This is a genomic window from Shewanella sp. 10N.286.52.C2 (assembly GCF_002874545.1).
Classification (GTDB): Bacteria; Pseudomonadota; Gammaproteobacteria; order Enterobacterales; family Shewanellaceae; genus Shewanella.
On the sequence record NZ_MCTV01000018.1, the window covers coordinates 20,163 to 37,707 of the forward strand.

Annotated in this window: 12 protein-coding genes; 4 read left to right on the top strand and 8 right to left on the bottom strand. The window is 40.9% G+C overall.

Going from position 1 to position 17,545, the window contains the following annotated elements:
- Nucleotides 1-11 precede the first annotated feature (11 nt).
- A complete protein-coding gene (locus BCU94_RS08360; protein WP_102439766.1) occupies nucleotides 12-710 on the top strand; it encodes a 2OG-Fe(II) oxygenase in 699 nt (232 codons plus the stop codon).
- 3 nt (nucleotides 711-713) lie between these two features.
- Here BCU94_RS08360 and BCU94_RS08365 read toward each other — a convergent pair whose 3' ends face one another.
- The 4 genes from BCU94_RS08365 to BCU94_RS08380 form a co-directional block, all read right to left on the bottom strand.
- Complete coding sequence (locus tag BCU94_RS08365) at nucleotides 714-2,066, bottom strand: ATP-binding protein (protein ID WP_102476124.1); 1,353 nt, start codon at nucleotides 2,064-2,066, stop codon at nucleotides 714-716.
- The gene (locus BCU94_RS08370) at nucleotides 2,057-2,731 is read right to left on the bottom strand and encodes a response regulator (RefSeq protein ID WP_102439768.1); all 675 of its coding nucleotides are present in this window, start codon (nucleotides 2,729-2,731) and stop codon (nucleotides 2,057-2,059) included. The genes BCU94_RS08365 and BCU94_RS08370 overlap by 10 nt, the downstream gene beginning before the upstream one ends.
- 94 nt (nucleotides 2,732-2,825) lie before the next feature.
- Complete coding sequence (locus BCU94_RS08375) at nucleotides 2,826-3,500, bottom strand: LysE family transporter (protein WP_102439769.1); 675 nt, start codon at nucleotides 3,498-3,500, stop codon at nucleotides 2,826-2,828.
- 96 nt (nucleotides 3,501-3,596) lie between these two features.
- The gene (locus BCU94_RS08380; RefSeq protein ID WP_102439770.1) at nucleotides 3,597-4,907 is read right to left on the bottom strand and encodes a dicarboxylate/amino acid:cation symporter; all 1,311 of its coding nucleotides are present in this window, start codon (nucleotides 4,905-4,907) and stop codon (nucleotides 3,597-3,599) included.
- 222 nt (nucleotides 4,908-5,129) lie between these two features.
- On the opposite strand from BCU94_RS08380, the gene BCU94_RS08385 reads away from it, so the two are divergent.
- On the top strand, nucleotides 5,130-8,792 hold the full coding sequence (locus BCU94_RS08385) for an invasin (RefSeq protein ID WP_102476125.1): 3,663 nt from the start codon (nucleotides 5,130-5,132) through the stop codon (nucleotides 8,790-8,792).
- Nucleotides 8,793-8,913: 121 nt separating this feature from the next.
- On the opposite strand, the gene astB is transcribed toward BCU94_RS08385, so the two are convergent.
- Entirely contained in the window at nucleotides 8,914-10,248 is a 1,335-nt protein-coding gene (gene astB / locus BCU94_RS08390) for an N-succinylarginine dihydrolase (RefSeq protein WP_102476126.1), read from the bottom strand.
- 346 nt (nucleotides 10,249-10,594) lie between these two features.
- Here astB and topA point away from each other — a divergent pair, with 346 nt between their 5' ends.
- The gene (topA, locus tag BCU94_RS08395) at nucleotides 10,595-13,288 is read left to right on the top strand and encodes a type I DNA topoisomerase (RefSeq protein ID WP_102476127.1); all 2,694 of its coding nucleotides are present in this window, start codon (nucleotides 10,595-10,597) and stop codon (nucleotides 13,286-13,288) included.
- 210 nt (nucleotides 13,289-13,498) lie between these two features.
- On the opposite strand, the gene BCU94_RS08400 is transcribed toward topA, so the two are convergent.
- Nucleotides 13,499-14,284: a hypothetical protein gene (locus tag BCU94_RS08400; RefSeq protein WP_102476128.1), complete on the bottom strand. Its 786-nt coding sequence runs from the start codon at nucleotides 14,282-14,284 to the stop codon at nucleotides 13,499-13,501.
- 286 nt (nucleotides 14,285-14,570) lie between these two features.
- Between BCU94_RS08400 and cysB the strand changes: the two genes are divergently transcribed.
- A complete protein-coding gene (gene cysB, locus BCU94_RS08405; protein ID WP_102440502.1) occupies nucleotides 14,571-15,545 on the top strand; it encodes an HTH-type transcriptional regulator CysB in 975 nt (324 codons plus the stop codon).
- Nucleotides 15,546-15,639: 94 nt separating this feature from the next.
- Here cysB and purN read toward each other — a convergent pair whose 3' ends face one another.
- Together purN and purM are read right to left on the bottom strand one after the other, a co-directional pair.
- Entirely contained in the window at nucleotides 15,640-16,284 is a 645-nt protein-coding gene (purN, locus tag BCU94_RS08410) for a phosphoribosylglycinamide formyltransferase (protein WP_102476129.1), read from the bottom strand.
- Nucleotides 16,285-17,322, bottom strand: coding sequence for a phosphoribosylformylglycinamidine cyclo-ligase (gene purM, locus BCU94_RS08415; RefSeq protein WP_102440497.1), 1,038 nt, complete (start codon nucleotides 17,320-17,322; stop codon nucleotides 16,285-16,287).
- Between the last annotated feature and the right edge of the window lie 223 nt (nucleotides 17,323-17,545).

Genomic DNA, 17,545 nt, shown 5'->3' on the forward strand with positions numbered 1-17,545 from the left:
GCCTATAGATTATGGATTTTATTGACGTTATACCCAATGCTATTAGTGATGATTTGTGCGACAGGTTACGAAATGCTTTTGATAATCACTCTGGAGTGACTGAAGGAAAGACAGGACAGGGTGTCGATAGGAATAAAAAACGCAGTTTAGATTTAACCTTAGACTTGCACAATAACTTAACCCAGCTTAAAAATGAGTTATTACAGTTAACATTAACCCATGCGGCAAACTATTTCAGCCAGTACCCTATGGCACTCATGGGTGCGGTATCTGTCACCATCGCCAATGATAAAGGTGAAGCTGTTACGCTAAATCCTGATAACTTTTCTGACCTAGGGGCGAATAAAGCCAAAGCGATAACGCAATATTTATACCGCAGTGGTACGGTTAATGTGCAAAAATATCAGCAAAGTTTAGGTGGTTACCCTCATTGGCATTCAGAACACTTTCCGCAGTCTGGTTCCCATGAAGCCTTGCATAGGGTATTACTTTATATGTATTACCTTAATGATGTTGAGCAAGGCGGTGAAACTGAGTTTTATTATCAAAATAAAGCCATTAAGCCTACAAAAGGTACTATGGTGATTGCCCCCGCAGGCTTTACCCACACCCATAGGGGCAATATCCCTATCAGTGATGATAAATATATTGCCACCTCATGGATAATGTTCAATCGCGCTGAGCAACTTTATACCGCGCAAGCGAAGTGATGCTCATTGATTGGGGATCTTAATAGTGAATTTTGCCCCTTGTAACTGACTTTCTGTAATTGATAAGGTGCCGTGATAACTGCTGACAATTTCATGACACACTGCAAGTCCAATGCCTTGACCGGGGGATTGGGTGTCAGCGCGCACACCACGCTGAATGATGCGCGTTTTGAGTGCATCTTCAACGCCAGGGCCATCATCCTCTACGATTAACACAGTGCTGCCATCGTCATCAATAAAGGCTGTAACCTTGACCTGACTGATACACAATCTAAAGGCATTTTCCATTAAATTACCGCACAGTTCCATCAAATCACCTTTATTGACTGGAAAGCTAATATCAGAATTAATATCACTACTAAACTGCACTGACTTTTCATGATAAATCTTGAATAACATTTGTGATAACTGCTCAACCATGGGTAACACGGGCGTTTGCTCCTGTATTAGTCCTTGTCGGCCCACTAAGGCTCTTTTGAGTTGATATTTTACGAGTTGATCCATTTGTCCTACTTGCTGCATGATTTTTTCGCTCGCATCAGCCTTACTTAACTGCTGGTCGTCAGTAATGGCGTGAACCGCAGCTAAGCGGGTTTTTAGACTGTGGGCTAAATCATTCATGGCATTTTGATAGCGAGTTTGCTGTTCGCTAGATTGGACTAATAATTGATTTAACGCTTGAGTAACGCCTTTTAATTCTTGTGGGTAATCACTTGATAGTGTTTGTTTTTTTCCCTTAGTGATTGCTTGTAGTTCTTGTTTAAGGGTTATCATTGGGTGCATGCCCCAATAGGCTGCACTGATCAGTAGTATGAAGGCTAAACCTAGTACAACGGCCAGTCGCAGATAAGTTAACCGTTTAAAGCGTTTGAAGTCTCTTTCAACGGTTTTTGCATCTTTGAGCACTATCATGTTGTATTGCTGTTGATTCAATTCAACTGGTAATTGATAGGCAAAATAAGACTTATTATTTGCCGTGGTCAGATAATAGGGCGGGGATGTATCGGCAATGGTTTTAAATCGGCTACAAATGTCATTGATGCCGTTTTCTTTTGCCAGTGTAGAGGTCCAAATTTGGCGATAATTATCCCCACAACTGGCCATAATATAGCGTTTCTGCCTATTATTTTCTTGCAGCCAATTGTTATTTTTCGGAATTAAGTCGTGCTCTCTTAATTCGGCTGCAATTTGAGGCATTTCAGCGATTAGTTGCGAAGTTTCGACATTGTAGCTATTTTGGGCGTGTAAAATGGTCAATGACCAAGCTAGGGCAAAACCAACAAGTGCAATAATCGCTAAGGATGTGATTAACATCCTCGTGAGCAGACGCTTTTTGGGTTTAAATCTTAGCTGCATGGTAAGTTAAATTTATATCCTTGACCGCGTATTGTTGCGATGGGGTTTTCAATAGCGCCTTTAGTCAATTTTTTTCTGATACGGCTTACCATTACCTCGATAGTATTAGGGTCACCTTCTTTATCACCATAAATCACATCAAGTAAGCGTTGCTTGGCAACGACTTCATGGCAATGACGCATTAAATATTCCAAAATTAAATATTCAAAGGCGGTGACTTCCATTGGCTCATCATTTAATGAGACTTGTTTAGCGGCTAAATCAAGCTGCAGAGCACCTGAGCTGATGGTCGATTTAACAAAGCCTGCACTACGGCGCACAAGAGCGTCGAGGCGAGCGACTAACTCTTCTTTTTGAAATGGTTTTACCAGGTAGTCATCTGCACCGGCATTAAGGCCTTCTACTTTATCTTGCCAGTTAACTCTCGCGGTTAAGATGAGAATAGGAGCTTTGACGCCTGCATTTCGAATTTCAGAAATCAATGTCATGCCATCTTTATCGGGCAGGCCAAGGTCAACGATGGCAATATCAATAGGGTAGTTAGTTGCTTGATAAAAGCCTTCTTTAGCCGTCAAAGCCACTTGGACTTGATTGCCTAATTCAGATAACTGCACATTTAGATGGTGCGATAAAATCGGATCGTCTTCGATTACCAAAATTCTCATAGGAAATACTCTTACATTGTTAATCGTTAGATATTATCAGCCTAATACTTAACTGTAGCTGACACAGAGGCATTTTATTTTGAATTGTTAACCTCTAGTTCAACAGGTGCGTGGATATTAATGACATTGCAATGGTAATAGCGACGCCAAGGAAAATAATACCGGTAATGATATTAATTATATTATTGCCTTTAGCCATTTTGTGTTGAATGTTGGGGTTGGTTAATATGATGGCGAGAAAGCAAAACCAAATGATAGATAAGCCAAATAATAAGCTAGCTGACGCAAATTTCGTTTCTATAGTGACCTGTGGTGTCACCAGTACGGTAAAAATGGTGATAAAGAATATTAACGCTTTAGGGTTAAGCAAATTAGTATAAAGGCCAATTTGAAAGCCTTTTAAAGCAGACATAGTGCCTTGGTGAGGGAGACGGCCATTGATTTCAGTTTCATCAGATGATGCTTGAGTTTGTGTATATGCCCGATATGAGGCCGCTAAAGCGCCATAACCCATCCATGCCAAGTAACTCACCCCAATAATTTGCACCACTATGTAAGCCATTGCAGATTGCTGGATCATGATGCTTATCCCTAAAAGTGATAGCAAACTGTGCACCAATATCGCGGCACTTATTCCTACCGCGCACATGATTGCAGTGCTGCGAGTTTGTTGTGTGGCTGTTTTTACAATAATAGCGAAATCAGGCCCTGGGCTAATTAATGCTAAAGAGTGAATAACGGCAAGGGTTGAAAGCAGGGTAAAATCCATTTTAATCTCATGAGTTAAGCATCTGATTAGTTAGGTTATAACACAAATAAAAAAGGCGCCATAATATGGCGCCTAAATATTTAATGCTAATGTATTTTACGCTTTGACGTTTTTAACTTGATCTTCAAAGCTCGCACTTACTTTACCCGCTTGTGAATCATTGAATACAGCTTCATTGAACTCACCTTCAGATTTGGCAATGACGATAGTTGCGACTGAGTCACCCGTTACGTTAACCGCGGTACGGATCATATCAAGTAGACGATCAACACCGATAATCAATGCAATACCTTCTACAGGAAGGCCGACTTGGTTGAGCACCATGGCGAGCATGATTAAGCCAACGCCAGGAACGCCAGCAGTACCAATGGATGCCAATGTCGCAGTAACAACCACTGTTACATAATCCATTAGGCTCAGTTCAATACCAAATACTTGGGCAATAAATACCGTTGCCACACCTTGCATAATAGCGGTGCCATCCATATTGATGGTAGCGCCTAGGGGTAAGGTGAATGAAGCGACTTTATTATCAGCACCTAAACGGTGTTCACACGTCTCGATGGTAACAGGTAAGGTTGCATTTGAACTTGCAGTACTGAAAGCAAATAATTGCACATCACGGATTTTACGTAAGAACATTAATGGGCTTAAACCTGAGAATGCCTTGAGTAACGTAGGGTAAACAACCAGTGCTTGCAGAAGTAATACAAAAATTACTAAGAAGAAGTATTGAACTACGCTACCGAATGTTTCTAAACCTAGGGTTAAGCTTAGTTTTGCCATCAGCGCAAATACACCATAAGGCGCAAGTTGCATGATTAAAGTAACCACGCGCATGATGACTTCATTTAAATCATTAAATAATGCCGATACACGTGCGCCGCGCTCGCCAATGTGTGAAATTGCAAAACCAAAGATGACTGCAAAAATAATGATTTGCAGCATGTTGCCTTGGCTCATGGCTTCAATTGGGTTTGTTGGTACGATATTAATCACGACTTCAGCAAGGCTAGGGGCATCTTTAGCGCTGAACTCCATCGCAGAGGTTGCCAGTGATGCGTTACCAGGGTGAACGAGAATGGCCATTGAAATTGCGACCGTTAAAGCAATCGCGGTGGTGAACATGTAAAACGCAATGGTTTTACCACCAAGTCGGCCTAATTTGGACGGGTCACTCAATGAACAGGTACCACAAACCAGTGATACGAACACTAGCGGAACCACTAACATTTTTAAACTTGAAATGAAGATGGTTCCAACAACGTGCAAGATACCTTCAGTAATATAATCTTTTACGAATAAACTATCGGGGAACACATTTCTTAGAATTAATCCAAGAATAATACCCGCTGCCATACCTATTAGTATTTTGCTTGTTAAACCAAGCTTACTTTTATTAATCAAAACTACATCCTTCCCATCATTTTTATAAGTATATTTTTTACATTTTTAAGCCTATCAGGAAACGAAATCTTATGAAACGGGGTAAAAGTTAAAGTTTTTGAGGATAAATGTGGAAAAAAACAGTAGAGTAAAGAGAAAGTTGCAATATTTTTGTTTGATATCGCTTACTAAGTAACTATTATAATTCATAAGTACGAGTTTAATGTAACAGGGAGACTGACAATGAGGTCAGCACAAAGACTATTTTTAGCGCTTTTAAGTTCAATATTTCTATTTGCTTGTAGTGGTGGTGGAAGCATTTCCGATGATGGTAGCGGAGGAACGGATCCTGATCCTGTCACAATTGATGTAAATCTAACGTCTACGGCCAATACCATTTCCAAAGCAGAACCTGCGACTTTAACTGCAACAGTTAAGGATTCAGAAGGAAATGCTATAGAAACACTGGTCACATTTAGTTTAAATAATGATACTTACGGAACTTTTACACCTTTAACTGGTGAAGTGACGACTAATTCTGATGGTGTTGCTACGATTCAATTAAATACTGCCCAAATAGCAACGGGCGCGACTGTTACAGCTACAACTTCAACGGGTGAAAGTGCAACTTTAAATGTCACTATGGTTGGTGATGGCGCTGAAGCTGGCGGAAATTTAGTTACCGCAGTACTTGTAGATGACTCTGGAGCTACTATCAGTCAAATTAGTGCTGCTGTTTCAGGTGTTGTAAAGGTCACTTACACGGACTCCGATGGTAATGGATTAGAGAGCAAGGTGGTTTCATTCACCTCTGATTATGGCGTATTTACTCCCACATCAGGTACAGCTTTAACTGATTCTTCTGGTGTAGCAAGCATTGCTATATCTGCAGGGGCAATTGCTGGTTCTTCTGAGATATTAATAATAGTTGAAGAAAATGAAACAGTTATTGGGTTTACAACATTAGGCGATGAAGTAGAAATTAAGCCTATTGACTCTTACACTCTAGAAATTGTTGTTAACGATACTCTTGGTAATGAAAATAGAGATATTTCTCAGTCAAAACCTGGCGTAGTCGTTGCGACTTTACTTAAAGATAACTTACCGGCGGCTTTTGAAACAATTACCTTTACTTTAGAGGGGGAAGGAGTATTAAACCCTACGACTGGTACCGCGCTAACTGATAACAATGGTGAAGCTATTATTGCTCTTAATACTGGTAACTCTGCAGGAGCTGGAACTGTTACTGCTCAATTTAATTTAGACAGTGATTCTATCTCAGAAGACTTCAATGTAAATGTAGCTGGTGATGCTCCAGGTGGAGATGGTGAAGCTAATGAGTTAAGGATTAGTTTGCAGGACGCTCAATCAGGGGCTATCACAACTAATGTTTCCCAGTCTAATCCAGGTAAAGTAGTTGTAAACCTAGTTGATAAAGATGGCTTACCTTTAACGGGTAAAGTGATTACATTCAGCAGTACTTTAGGTAGTTTTCTACCCACTAACGGCACAGCTTTAACGGACTCTTCAACAGGTGAAGCATTTATCACATTAACAGCTGGCACCATTGAAGGTGCTGGTGAAGTGACCGCAACTTACGGTGATACCTCTGCTGTTGTTGGTTTTGTGACTGCTGGTGATGATATTGACCCAGTAGAAGCTAGCCCTGCAATAGCGTTCGAATTATATGATTGTAATGATGCGACTACATGGGATAAAAACCTTAAGAATTTTGAAGTTTGTACTGTTACTGACAATATAACTAACGACAGACCAGGTATCCTAGGCGCTACAATCACCCGCTCGGGCAGCACCCAGGTTTTAGAGCAAGTTTTAGTAACAGCTGGTACAACAATTGGTGCAATCAGTCCTAATTCTGGCACTGCTATTACTAACAGTGATGGTAAAGCTATACTAGATTTATATTCAAATGGTGATGTGGGCGCAGGTGAAGTGTCACTTAAAGTACAAGATGTGACAGCCACAAAAGCATTTGAAATAGGCCGTGTTGATATTAGCCTCGAAATTGAGACTGCGGCTGGCTCAGATGTTATTCCTGCTGGTGGTTCGACTATCGTTACTGTTACGGTCTTCAATCCCGATGGATCGTTATCTACAGGTCAACCATTTTCATTAGAGTTCACTTCAGAATGCGTTGCAGCAGGTAAAGCTGTTATTGATACTCCTGTGGTGACTAATGGTGGTAAGGGTTATGCTACTTATCGGTCAACGGGGTGTGAAGGTGATGACACAATTACCGTTTCTGCTATCACTGGTGGTAGTGCTGTTACAGCTTCTACAGCTATAAGTATTGACACTATTACTGTCGGCGCAATTGAATATGTGTCAGCGACACCGACGCAACTTGCTTTACGTGGCACTGGTGGTATTTCACAAGTTGGTTCTAGAAGTGAAACCTCTGTAGTGTCATTTAGGGTTATTAATGAAATAGGACAAGCGGCAGCGTCAGAGCGTGTTTGTTTTGAGCTGAGTACTGAATTAGGTGGCATGACATTAAGCCCTTCTCCTTTAGCTCAAGACTATGATGTATGTAGCAATATGCCTAAAGCAGGTGATGCTGAGTATCCTAGTGATATAACGTCACCTAATAAATATGCAGTCGCTTATACTGATGCTAATGGTGATGTTCAGGTTACTGTGCATTCTGGAGATGTACCAACAGCAGTTAAAGTATTTGCTTTATGGGATGGCAGTACCGAGTCAGGTCATAATGCGATAGTTTCAAATATTTCAGATCAATTAGTCATTTCAACAGGTCTTGCCGATAATAATAGTTTCTCACTATCTGCAACTGTATTAAATGTTGAAGGTTGGGAGCATGATAACGAGAAATCTACGGTAAACATTCTAGCAGCTGATCATTTCAATAACCTTGTTCCTGCTGGCACAGTGATTAATTTCAGAACGGAAGGCGGTGCAATTGATGCGACTTGTGAAACAGGCTTGCAAGATGGTACTGATAAGCCAAATGGTGGCTGTAGTTTAGATTGGCGCAGCCAAGACCCAAGACCATTTTCAGGTACCACGGTTATTTGTCCAAATGGTGGGTTCAATGGTATTACAACGCCACCTTGTACAGGTACAACTGTGGCAGGTTTTGCTGATGGCAGTAACTCGGTTATTGCAGAGCCAAGACCTGGGCGTTCAACTATCCTGGCTTATGCAATTGGTGAAGAAAGTTTTGTTGATTTAAATGGTAATGGATTATTTGATGCAGGTGAGCCATTTACTGATTTAACTGAGGCATTTATTGACCATAACAATGATGGCTTCTATCGCGATCAAAACTCAGCTGGCAATACTCCAGCAGGTGCGATTAATGAGGAATTTATTGATTATAATACCAACAGTTCATTTGACGTTGCTGATGGTTTTTATACTGGCTTATTATGCGCGGCAGGTTCAGAGGCAGCATGTACCGATACTGGTAGTGGTAATTTTAAAGCACAGTTAAACGTGTTTAGAAATATGACAGTTGTTATGTCGGGTTCAACTCCATACGGGCGTTTTGTCGATATTGATGATGCTGGCAATATTACTGATGTTGCAGAAATTGATATTAGAACAGTACTTGATGGTAATGTACCGCCAAACGATATAGGTTTATCGACTAAAACTGTATATCTATTCTTGTCTGATTTAAATAATAATACATTGGCAAGTGGAACCACGATTACGGCAACAACTGAAAACGGTGAATTATCATCTGCTACCAGTTCTTACACGATTGGCAATAACACCTCAATGAGACCATTGCTATTTGCCTTTACTGTGGGCCGTGAGAGTAGCGCTAACCAGAAAACCAATGGTAACTTAACTATCACGGTGCAAACCTTATATGGTGACCCTGCAACGTATACAGTTAACGTTAAAGATAATGGTTAATTGATTAGTATAAACTTTAACAAAAACCGCTCATAGAGCGGTTTTTTTATCTTTGAAAGTGGATGTCACTTCAATAAAAAAGCGCCTAGTTAGGCGCTTTGGGTTATTTTAAGTTTATGATTTATTTCTGAAATTGATAAACACTGCCAAGCTTTAATATCTGAGTTAACTCATCCAATGCAGTGCGCGATTCTATAATTAACTGCGGATCGGCTAAATCAGCCACAACTAAGCTGTCACGGTAATGCTTGTCTACCCATAGATTTAAGCGGCTAAATAAAGCGTCATTCATCAAGGTGTTTTGATTGACTGCGGAGATTTCTAATTCACTCATGGCAACACGTAAACGCAAACAAGCAGGGCCGCCGCCATTTTGCATACTTTGTTTTACATCAAAATATTTAACGTGTTTTATCGGCGTTCCTAAAGTCACAAGCTCATTTAAATAAGCACGGACTGCCGGGTTTTCTTGGCAATTTGTTGGGGCGATTATCGCCATTTCACCGTTTGGCAAGGTGATAATTTGCGTGTTAAACAAATAGCTTTTAACGGCGTCATTGATGGACACTTGCGAGGTGGCAACTTTGATAAAGTGCACTTCTGTATTCATCTTATGGCGAATTTCTTCGAATTTTGCATCAGTATTTAAAAATGCTTGTTCATGATAGAACAACACATTTTGGTTACCGACAGAAATAACATCATTATGGAAAACCCCCTGGTCAATCACATCAGGGTTTTGCTGTATGAAAACGCAGCTTTCGTCATCGATTTGATGTAACCGCGCTACCGCTTGCGATGCCTCTAATGTTTGCCTTGCTGGATATTTAGTCGGTTTAACTGCATTTGGGTTAGTCGCTTCTTGACCGTAGACAAATAACTCAACCCCAGCATGACCATAATCACCACACAAACGGGTGTGATTAGCTGCGCCTTCATCGCCAAAGCTTGCATGTTCTGGTAAATGTTGATGATGTTTAAAAAAACGTTCGTCTTTAAATGTGGCCTTTAAAATATTCGCCGTAGTTATCGGTTCTATACTACGGTGTAACTTATCTACCAAATTTGCTGGCGTAAAATGAACCTTGCCATCTCGACTGTCAGCACTGGGTGACACAGTTGCAGCATTAGCGGTCCACATAGATGAAGCACTACAGCAGGCATTGAGTAATGCAGGAGCTTGCTTGGCGGCTTGTGTTAACACTTCAGCGTCAGAGCCAGCAAAACCCATACGGCGTAGCGAATAAAGGTCTGGACGCTCTTGAGGGGCTAATACACCTTGAATCATGCCAAGATCTGCGAGTGACTTTGCTTTTTGAAGCCCTTGCTTAGCGGCAGCCTTAGGGTTTGATGCTTGGGCCGCGTTACTGTATGAAGCAACGTTACCAAAAGAGAGCCCTGCATAGTTGTGCGTTGGCCCGACTAGACCATCGAAGTTCGCTTCAAAGTGCTTCATTTATTTTCCTTAATAGTCATTCTTATTGTTATTTAAATAGGTTTTTTACGATTTAATTTTGTGAAATTACCGTCAGTATACTGATGATATAAGGGTTAACAAGCGGTGACTCGGGTCGCAAATATTGAAAAAGTGACTAAACATGCACAAGTTTTACTTGCTAGACCCTAAATAATGAAATATTACTTTTTATTAACGCAATATTATTTTTTCTCCTTTTTTATAATTGATTAAAAAATGGCTCGCTGGACACATATTAGAGGTATTTACTTGAAACATTCGTCTCAACACTCTATATATGGAACCAATTTATATCTGTTAGAGACTTTTTGGCGCAAATTAAACTATGGGTAAATCACTAGTTATTGTCGAATCGCCGGCCAAAGCCAAGACTATTAATAAGTACCTTGGTAAAGAATTCATCGTTAAATCGAGTGTAGGTCACATCCGTGATTTGCCTACATCATCATCGCCAGACAGCACGGTAGCGACTAAAACGCCGGCTGAAGTTAGAAAAATGGCGCCTGAAGAAAAAGCTAAATACAAACTTGCGCGGGATAAACGTGCTTTAGTTGCCCGTATGGGGATTAACCCAGAAAAAGGCTGGGCGGCTAAGTATCAAATCCTACCAGGTAAAGAAAAAGTCGTTAAAGAGCTGCAAGCATTAGCTGAAACTGCTGACCACATCTATCTCGCAACCGATTTGGATAGAGAGGGTGAGGCAATTGCATGGCATTTGCAGGAAATTATTGGTGGTGACGAATCTCGTTATCAGCGCGTTGTGTTCAACGAAATTACCAAAACAGCCATTCAAGATGCATTTAGCAAACCATCTGTACTTGATACCAACATGGTTAACGCACAACAAGCGCGTCGCTTTTTAGACCGAGTTGTGGGTTTCATGGTGTCGCCATTACTTTGGAAAAAAGTAGCTCGCGGTTTATCTGCAGGCCGTGTTCAATCGGTAGCCGTTAGACTGGTAGTTGAGCGTGAAGGTGAGATTAAGGCATTTGTCCCTGAAGAATTTTGGGATGTGCATGCTGATTTAGCAACTTCGCAAGCTCAAAAGCTAAAAATGCAAGTGGCAAAATATCAGTCGGCGGCCTTTAGTCCAATTAATGAAACTCAAGCTCAAGTAGCGTTAGATGCGTTAAAAGATTCAAAGTTTGTGGTTACCGGTCGTGATGATAAAGCGACATCAAGTAAACCATCAGCGCCTTATATCACCTCAACATTACAACAAGCAGCGAGTACTCGTCTTGGTTTTGGTGTTAAAAAGACCATGATGATGGCGCAGCGTCTTTATGAAGCAGGGCATATTACCTATATGCGTACCGACTCGACTAATTTAAGTCAAGAAGCGGTAGATGGTGTACGGGAAATGATCGCTTCTGAGTACGGCAACGACTATTTACCAGAAAACCCAATTCGATATGGTAGTAAAGAGGGCGCTCAAGAGGCGCATGAGGCTATCAGACCGTCTAACGTTAAAATCCTATCAGCTACAATGACTGACATGGAAAGAGACGCTCAGCGCCTTTATGAGCTTATTTGGCGCCAATTCGTTGCATGTCAAATGAATCCAGCTAAATATGATGCGACTCGTTTGACTGTGACTGCAGGTGATTACGAACTTAAAGCCAGTGGTCGTACACTGCGCTTTGACGGTTGGACTAAAGTGCAACCGCCAATGGGTAAGAAGAACGAAGAAGACAAGACTTTGCCAGTGGTTAATAAAGGCGATGTGTTAGATCTAAATGAATTGTTACCTAAACAACATTTTACTAAGCCGCCTGCACGTTTTAGTGAAGCGTCATTAGTTAAAGAGCTTGAAAAGCGCGGTATCGGTCGTCCATCAACCTATGCAACGATTATTTCAACTATTCAAGACCGCGGTTATGTAAAAGTAGAAAACCGTCGATTCTTCGCTGAAAAGATGGGTGAAATTGTTAGTGACCGTTTAGTTGAAAGCTTCAGTGACATTATGAACTTTGACTTTACAGCTAGCATGGAGCAAACCCTTGATGATGTCGCTCAAGGTAAACTTGAGTGGAAAAAAGTCCTTGATGGTTTCTATGGCGATTTAACTAAGCAACTTAAACATGCAGAGTTAGATCCGGAAGAAGGCGGCATGCGTCTTAATGAGATGGTGCTGGCTGAAGACATTAAGTGTCCAACCTGTGGTCGCCCAATGGGTATTCGTACCGGCACCACCGGTGTGTTCTTAGGCTGTTCTGGTTATGCTTTACCGCCAAAAGAGCGCTGTAAAACCACCATGAACTTAACACCAGGTGAAGAAGCTGTCAGCGACAATGAAGATGCTGAAACTGATGCACTGCGTGCTAAACATCGTTGTGGTAAATGTGGCACCGCAATGGACAGTTATCTCATCGATGAAGAACGTAAATTACATGTTTGTGGTAATAACCCAACCTGTGAAGGTTACGAAATCGAAGCTGGTCAATTTAAGATTAAAGGTTATGAAGGACCAATCATTGAATGCGATAAGTGCGGCAATGATATGGAACTTAAAAATGGCCGCTTTGGTAAATACTTTGGTTGTACCAACACCGAATGTAAAAATACCCGCAAGTTACTAAAAAGCGGCGAAGCGGCGCCACCTAAAGAAGATCCTATCTTCTTACCTGATTTGAAATGTACTAAGTCTGATGCACATTTTGTATTGCGTGACGGCGCGGCAGGTATTTTCCTTGCAGCAAGTACGTTCCCTAAATCTCGTGAAACACGAGCGCCTTTGGTTGAAGAACTGGTTCATTATCGTGAGCAACTTTGGCCAAAATATCAGTACCTTGCCGATGCGCCAGTTACCGATGATGATGGTAATAAAGCCGCAGTTAAATTTAGTCGTAAAACCAAAGAGCAATATGTTGCTACTGAAGTTGACGGAAAAGCCACTGGTTGGTCATCAAAATTCATTGGTGGCAAATGGGTGAGCGAATCAACTAAGAAAAAGCCAGCTAAGAAAGCGGCGGCCAAAAAGCCAGCAGCGAAAAAAACAGTAAAGAAAAAGGAAGATTAATCTTCTTTCTCTAACAAATTAGCGATTGAAAAAAATGGGACCATAGGGTCCCATTTTTATTGCTCAATTTTCATGTTTTTTAATCATCTAAATAAACAGCTATAGGATAATTAGCATTGCTGTTTTGATTATTAGGGGGCGATTATATTTCACTCAATAAAAAAACCTCCGAAGAGGCTTTAAAATCTGTAAATTAAATAAGTTAACCCGTTACCACTTCTTTTTAGGTTGAAACAACATATCAATATCATCACCTTCATTTTTATTCGGTTTTACTGCATCTGGGATCACTTGTTTTTGCTGTGAGTTAATCTCACTGAGTAACTCCTTTGCTTCGTCAACTTTGCGGGAAATAAATGGGTCATCCGGGGTTTTCGCTTTAATCGCTTGCAGTGTGGCTAGCGCCTTCGACACCATTTGCTTAGAAGAGCCAAATTGTTTTAGCGAATTAGACGCTCTTGCTCTTGAAAGCATGGATTCAACATTGATGCGTAACTGGTAACTGTCGATACGACTTTCTGCTTCAGCAAACACCTGCGGCTCTATTTTACCTTTATTATTTTCTGCCCGAACAATGGCTTTTAATTTTTTAAGCATTTGTACTAATTCTAGAATTTGCTTGTCATTGTCAGGTAAACGAAAGTTTTCTATGGCTAAGGCTTGCATTGCATTGTTATTTAAATTGGTTATTTGCGCTTGAATATCAATTTGTCTGCGTTGGTAATCCGCCTGCTGAGGCTGATTTACTAAATAGGAAACCGACACCTGTAGGGCTTCATTGATGCGTTTATATAACACCAAAATAATACTGCTAGGAAAAGAAGCTAAGCCGGTGCTGGAAAGTACTGACTCAGTTTCATCTATGATGGCTCGCTGACGTTTTAATTCCATTCGGCGTTCGGCTTCAGCACGCTCTTTTTGTTGTTGTATCAGACTGATACCAATGATGAGGAGAAAAAGTGCACCTATAAGGATCAGTACCAAAGTAAAGGTCATGTGGTTTCCATTCAATAATAAAATTGGACAGTGGCTTAACTGCCACTTTTATAAATATCTAAGCTGGTATTCTAGCTTATGAAAAAGTGTGTGTCGTAAAAAAGTCTTACATTGTGACGAAAAATTGTGGAAATAGTGACACAGTGGTCAAGATTAGCATTACAGAGCAATAACATGCAAAACTCTCAATGTTGTTATTACTGTTTGCATTAATATTTTAGATGTTCTATAACATTTAGCTATAAGGTTAAAATAATATGTGATTGGCAAGGGTGAAGGTCGTAACATGAAATTACAGCAACTAAGATATATTGCCGAAGTGGTAAAACATAATTTAAATGTCTCGGCTACCGCTGAAGACCTTTATACTTCTCAGCCGGGGATCAGCAAACAAGTACGGATGCTAGAAGATGAGTTAGGGATCCAAATCTTTGGTCGCAGTGGTAAACATCTTACACATGTGACCCCAGCAGGCCAAATGGTCATTGATATTTCTAATGACATTTTGGGTAAAGTTGAAAGCATTAAAAAAGTATCAGAAGAATATACCCAGCCTAACCAAGGCGAGCTGAATATCGCAACTACAGATACTCAGGCCCGTTACGCTTTACCGCAAGTGATTAAGCCTTTTATTAAGCGCTATCCGAAAGTTAACTTACATATGCACCAAGGTACGCCATCGCAAATTAGTGAACAAGCTGCTCGCGGTGATGCCGACTTTGCCATTGCAACTGAAGCTATGCATCTGTATTCAGACTTAATTATGTTGCCTTGTTACCATTGGAACCGTTCTGTGGTGGTGACCAAAGATCATCCGTTGGCCAATCGTAAAACATTAACCATTGAAGATTTAGCTGAATTTCCGTTAGTGACTTATGTGTTTGGCTTTGATAAAGCCTCAGAAATAGAAAAATCATTTAATAAAGCCGAACTTGAGCCCAGAGTGGTATTTAGTGCCACGAGCGCTGACGTGCTAAAAACCTATGTCAGATTAGGCCTAGGTGTGGGTGTTATTGCTTCTATGGCCATTGACCCAATTATTGATAAAGACTTGGTTGCCATTGACGCAAGTCATTTATTTGCCCACAGCACCACTAAAATAGGCTTTAGACGTGGCAGCTTTTTAAGAAGTTACATGTATGACTTTATGTATAACTTCGCCCCGCATCTCACCCGTGATGTGGTAGAAAAAGCGGTTGCGTTACGTGATCAGCAATTGATTGATGAAATGTTTGCAGGCATGACGTTACCTGTTCGCTAGTTTTGAACTTGAAGGGGGCATAAGCTGTGTTCAAACAAAAAAATCTCGCGAATGCGAGATTTTTTATTTGAAGCTGACAACAAGTTAACGTGATTTAGTCTGGTGCGTAACCATGCACGCCAATCGCTTTATCATCTAAATAGGCGATGTTATCCACCATTTTTAAACGCTGTAAGCTGAACCACTTAACGACCAGTGGGTAAATAGCATGCTCTTGTTCATGTACACGTGCTGCAAGCGTATCAACATCATCTTCTTCATAAACCGGTACTTTAGCCTGCAAAATCACAGGCCCAGCGTCAAGCTGCGGAATAACAAAGTGCACACTGGCGCCATGTTCAGCATCTTTGGCATCTATGGCTCTTTGATGGGTATTTAATCCAGTGTATTTAGGCAATAAAGAAGGATGGATGTTGATTATCTTTCCCAGATATTGGCTAACAAATTCATCAGATAAAATCCGCATAAAGCCAGCAAGTACAATTAAGTCAGGTTGATATTTCTCGATGGCTTGCTTCAGGCGTTGATCATATTGGACTCGAGTTTCATCTTTGCGTGCAATAACGCAGCTAGTATCAATTTCACTCTGATGCGCACGGATTAATCCATAGGCATCAGGCTTGTTACTAATTACGCCGACTACCTCAGCACTGACATTGTCATCGCAACCATCAATAATGGCTTGTAAATTACTACCATTACCAGAGATGAGTACTAGAACACGACAGCAATCAGTCATCTAGTTAATCTCCACTTGCTCTTCGTCACCTTGGCGAGTAGCAATTTCACCGATTAACCAAGCGTTTTCACCTTCAGCTTGTAGCAAGGTTAATGCGGCATCAACTTGCTCTGCTGGTAAGGCGATTATCATGCCTACACCGCAGTTAAAGGTGCGGTACATTTCAAATTGTTCAATGTTGCCGTTTTCCATTAACCAATCGAAAACCACAGGCCACTGCCAAGAATCACCTTTGACAACTGCTTTGCAATCGTTTGGCAGTACACGAGGAATATTTTCCCAGAAGCCACCGCCAGTGATATGAGCCATGGCATGCACTTCTGTTTGTTCAAGCAGCTTTAAAAGCGGCTTAACATAAATTCTTGTTGGTTCTAACAGATGATCGATTAGCGGCTTACCGGCTAAATCTTGCTTAGGATCCGCTTTGCTTACTTCAAGTACTTTACGAATTAAAGAATAACCATTTGAATGAGGACCAGTAGAACCTAGTGCAATTAACGCATCGCCAGATTTTACTTTAGTACCATCGATAAGGTTTTCTTTTTCAGCAACACCTACACAAAAGCCTGCTAAGTCGTAATCTTCACCTTCGTACATGCCTGGCATCTCAGCGGTTTCGCCGCCAATTAAGGCACAACCAGACTGAAAACAGCCTTCTGCAATGCCATTAACAACTGAAGTTGCTGTTTCGACATCAAGCTTGCCTGTTGCGTAGTAATCAAGGAAGAATAAAGGCTCTGCACCAGATACGATTAGGTCATTAACACACATAGCAACTAAATCAACACCGACAGTGTCATGCTTTTTGTAATCAATGGCTAAACGCAGTTTTGTACCAACACCGTCAGTACCAGAAACTAATACAGGGTGTTTATATTTAGTTGGTAGCTCGCATAGCGCGCCAAAACCACCTAAATTGCCCATAACTTCAGGACGATGAGTGCGTTTTACTGCAGTTTTAATGTTATCTACTAATGCATTACCAGCATCGATATCAACGCCAGCGTCTTTGTAACTAAGTGGTGTAGGAGTAGTCACGGAGGATCCTCTAGGGTACATCGTTTTATGGGATTTTATGCGGCGATATTCTAACAGCTTGTGATCGTCGTCGAAAGCCATCATTTGGATTTATGCGCCCATGAAAACAGTTTTCTGTAATAGTTTTATTGTTTTAGCGTGAGATTGTTTGCAAATATGAAACTTTATGTTTTCTAATGAGGATAAATAAACTAAGATTTGAAGAATTTGCGAAAAATATCTC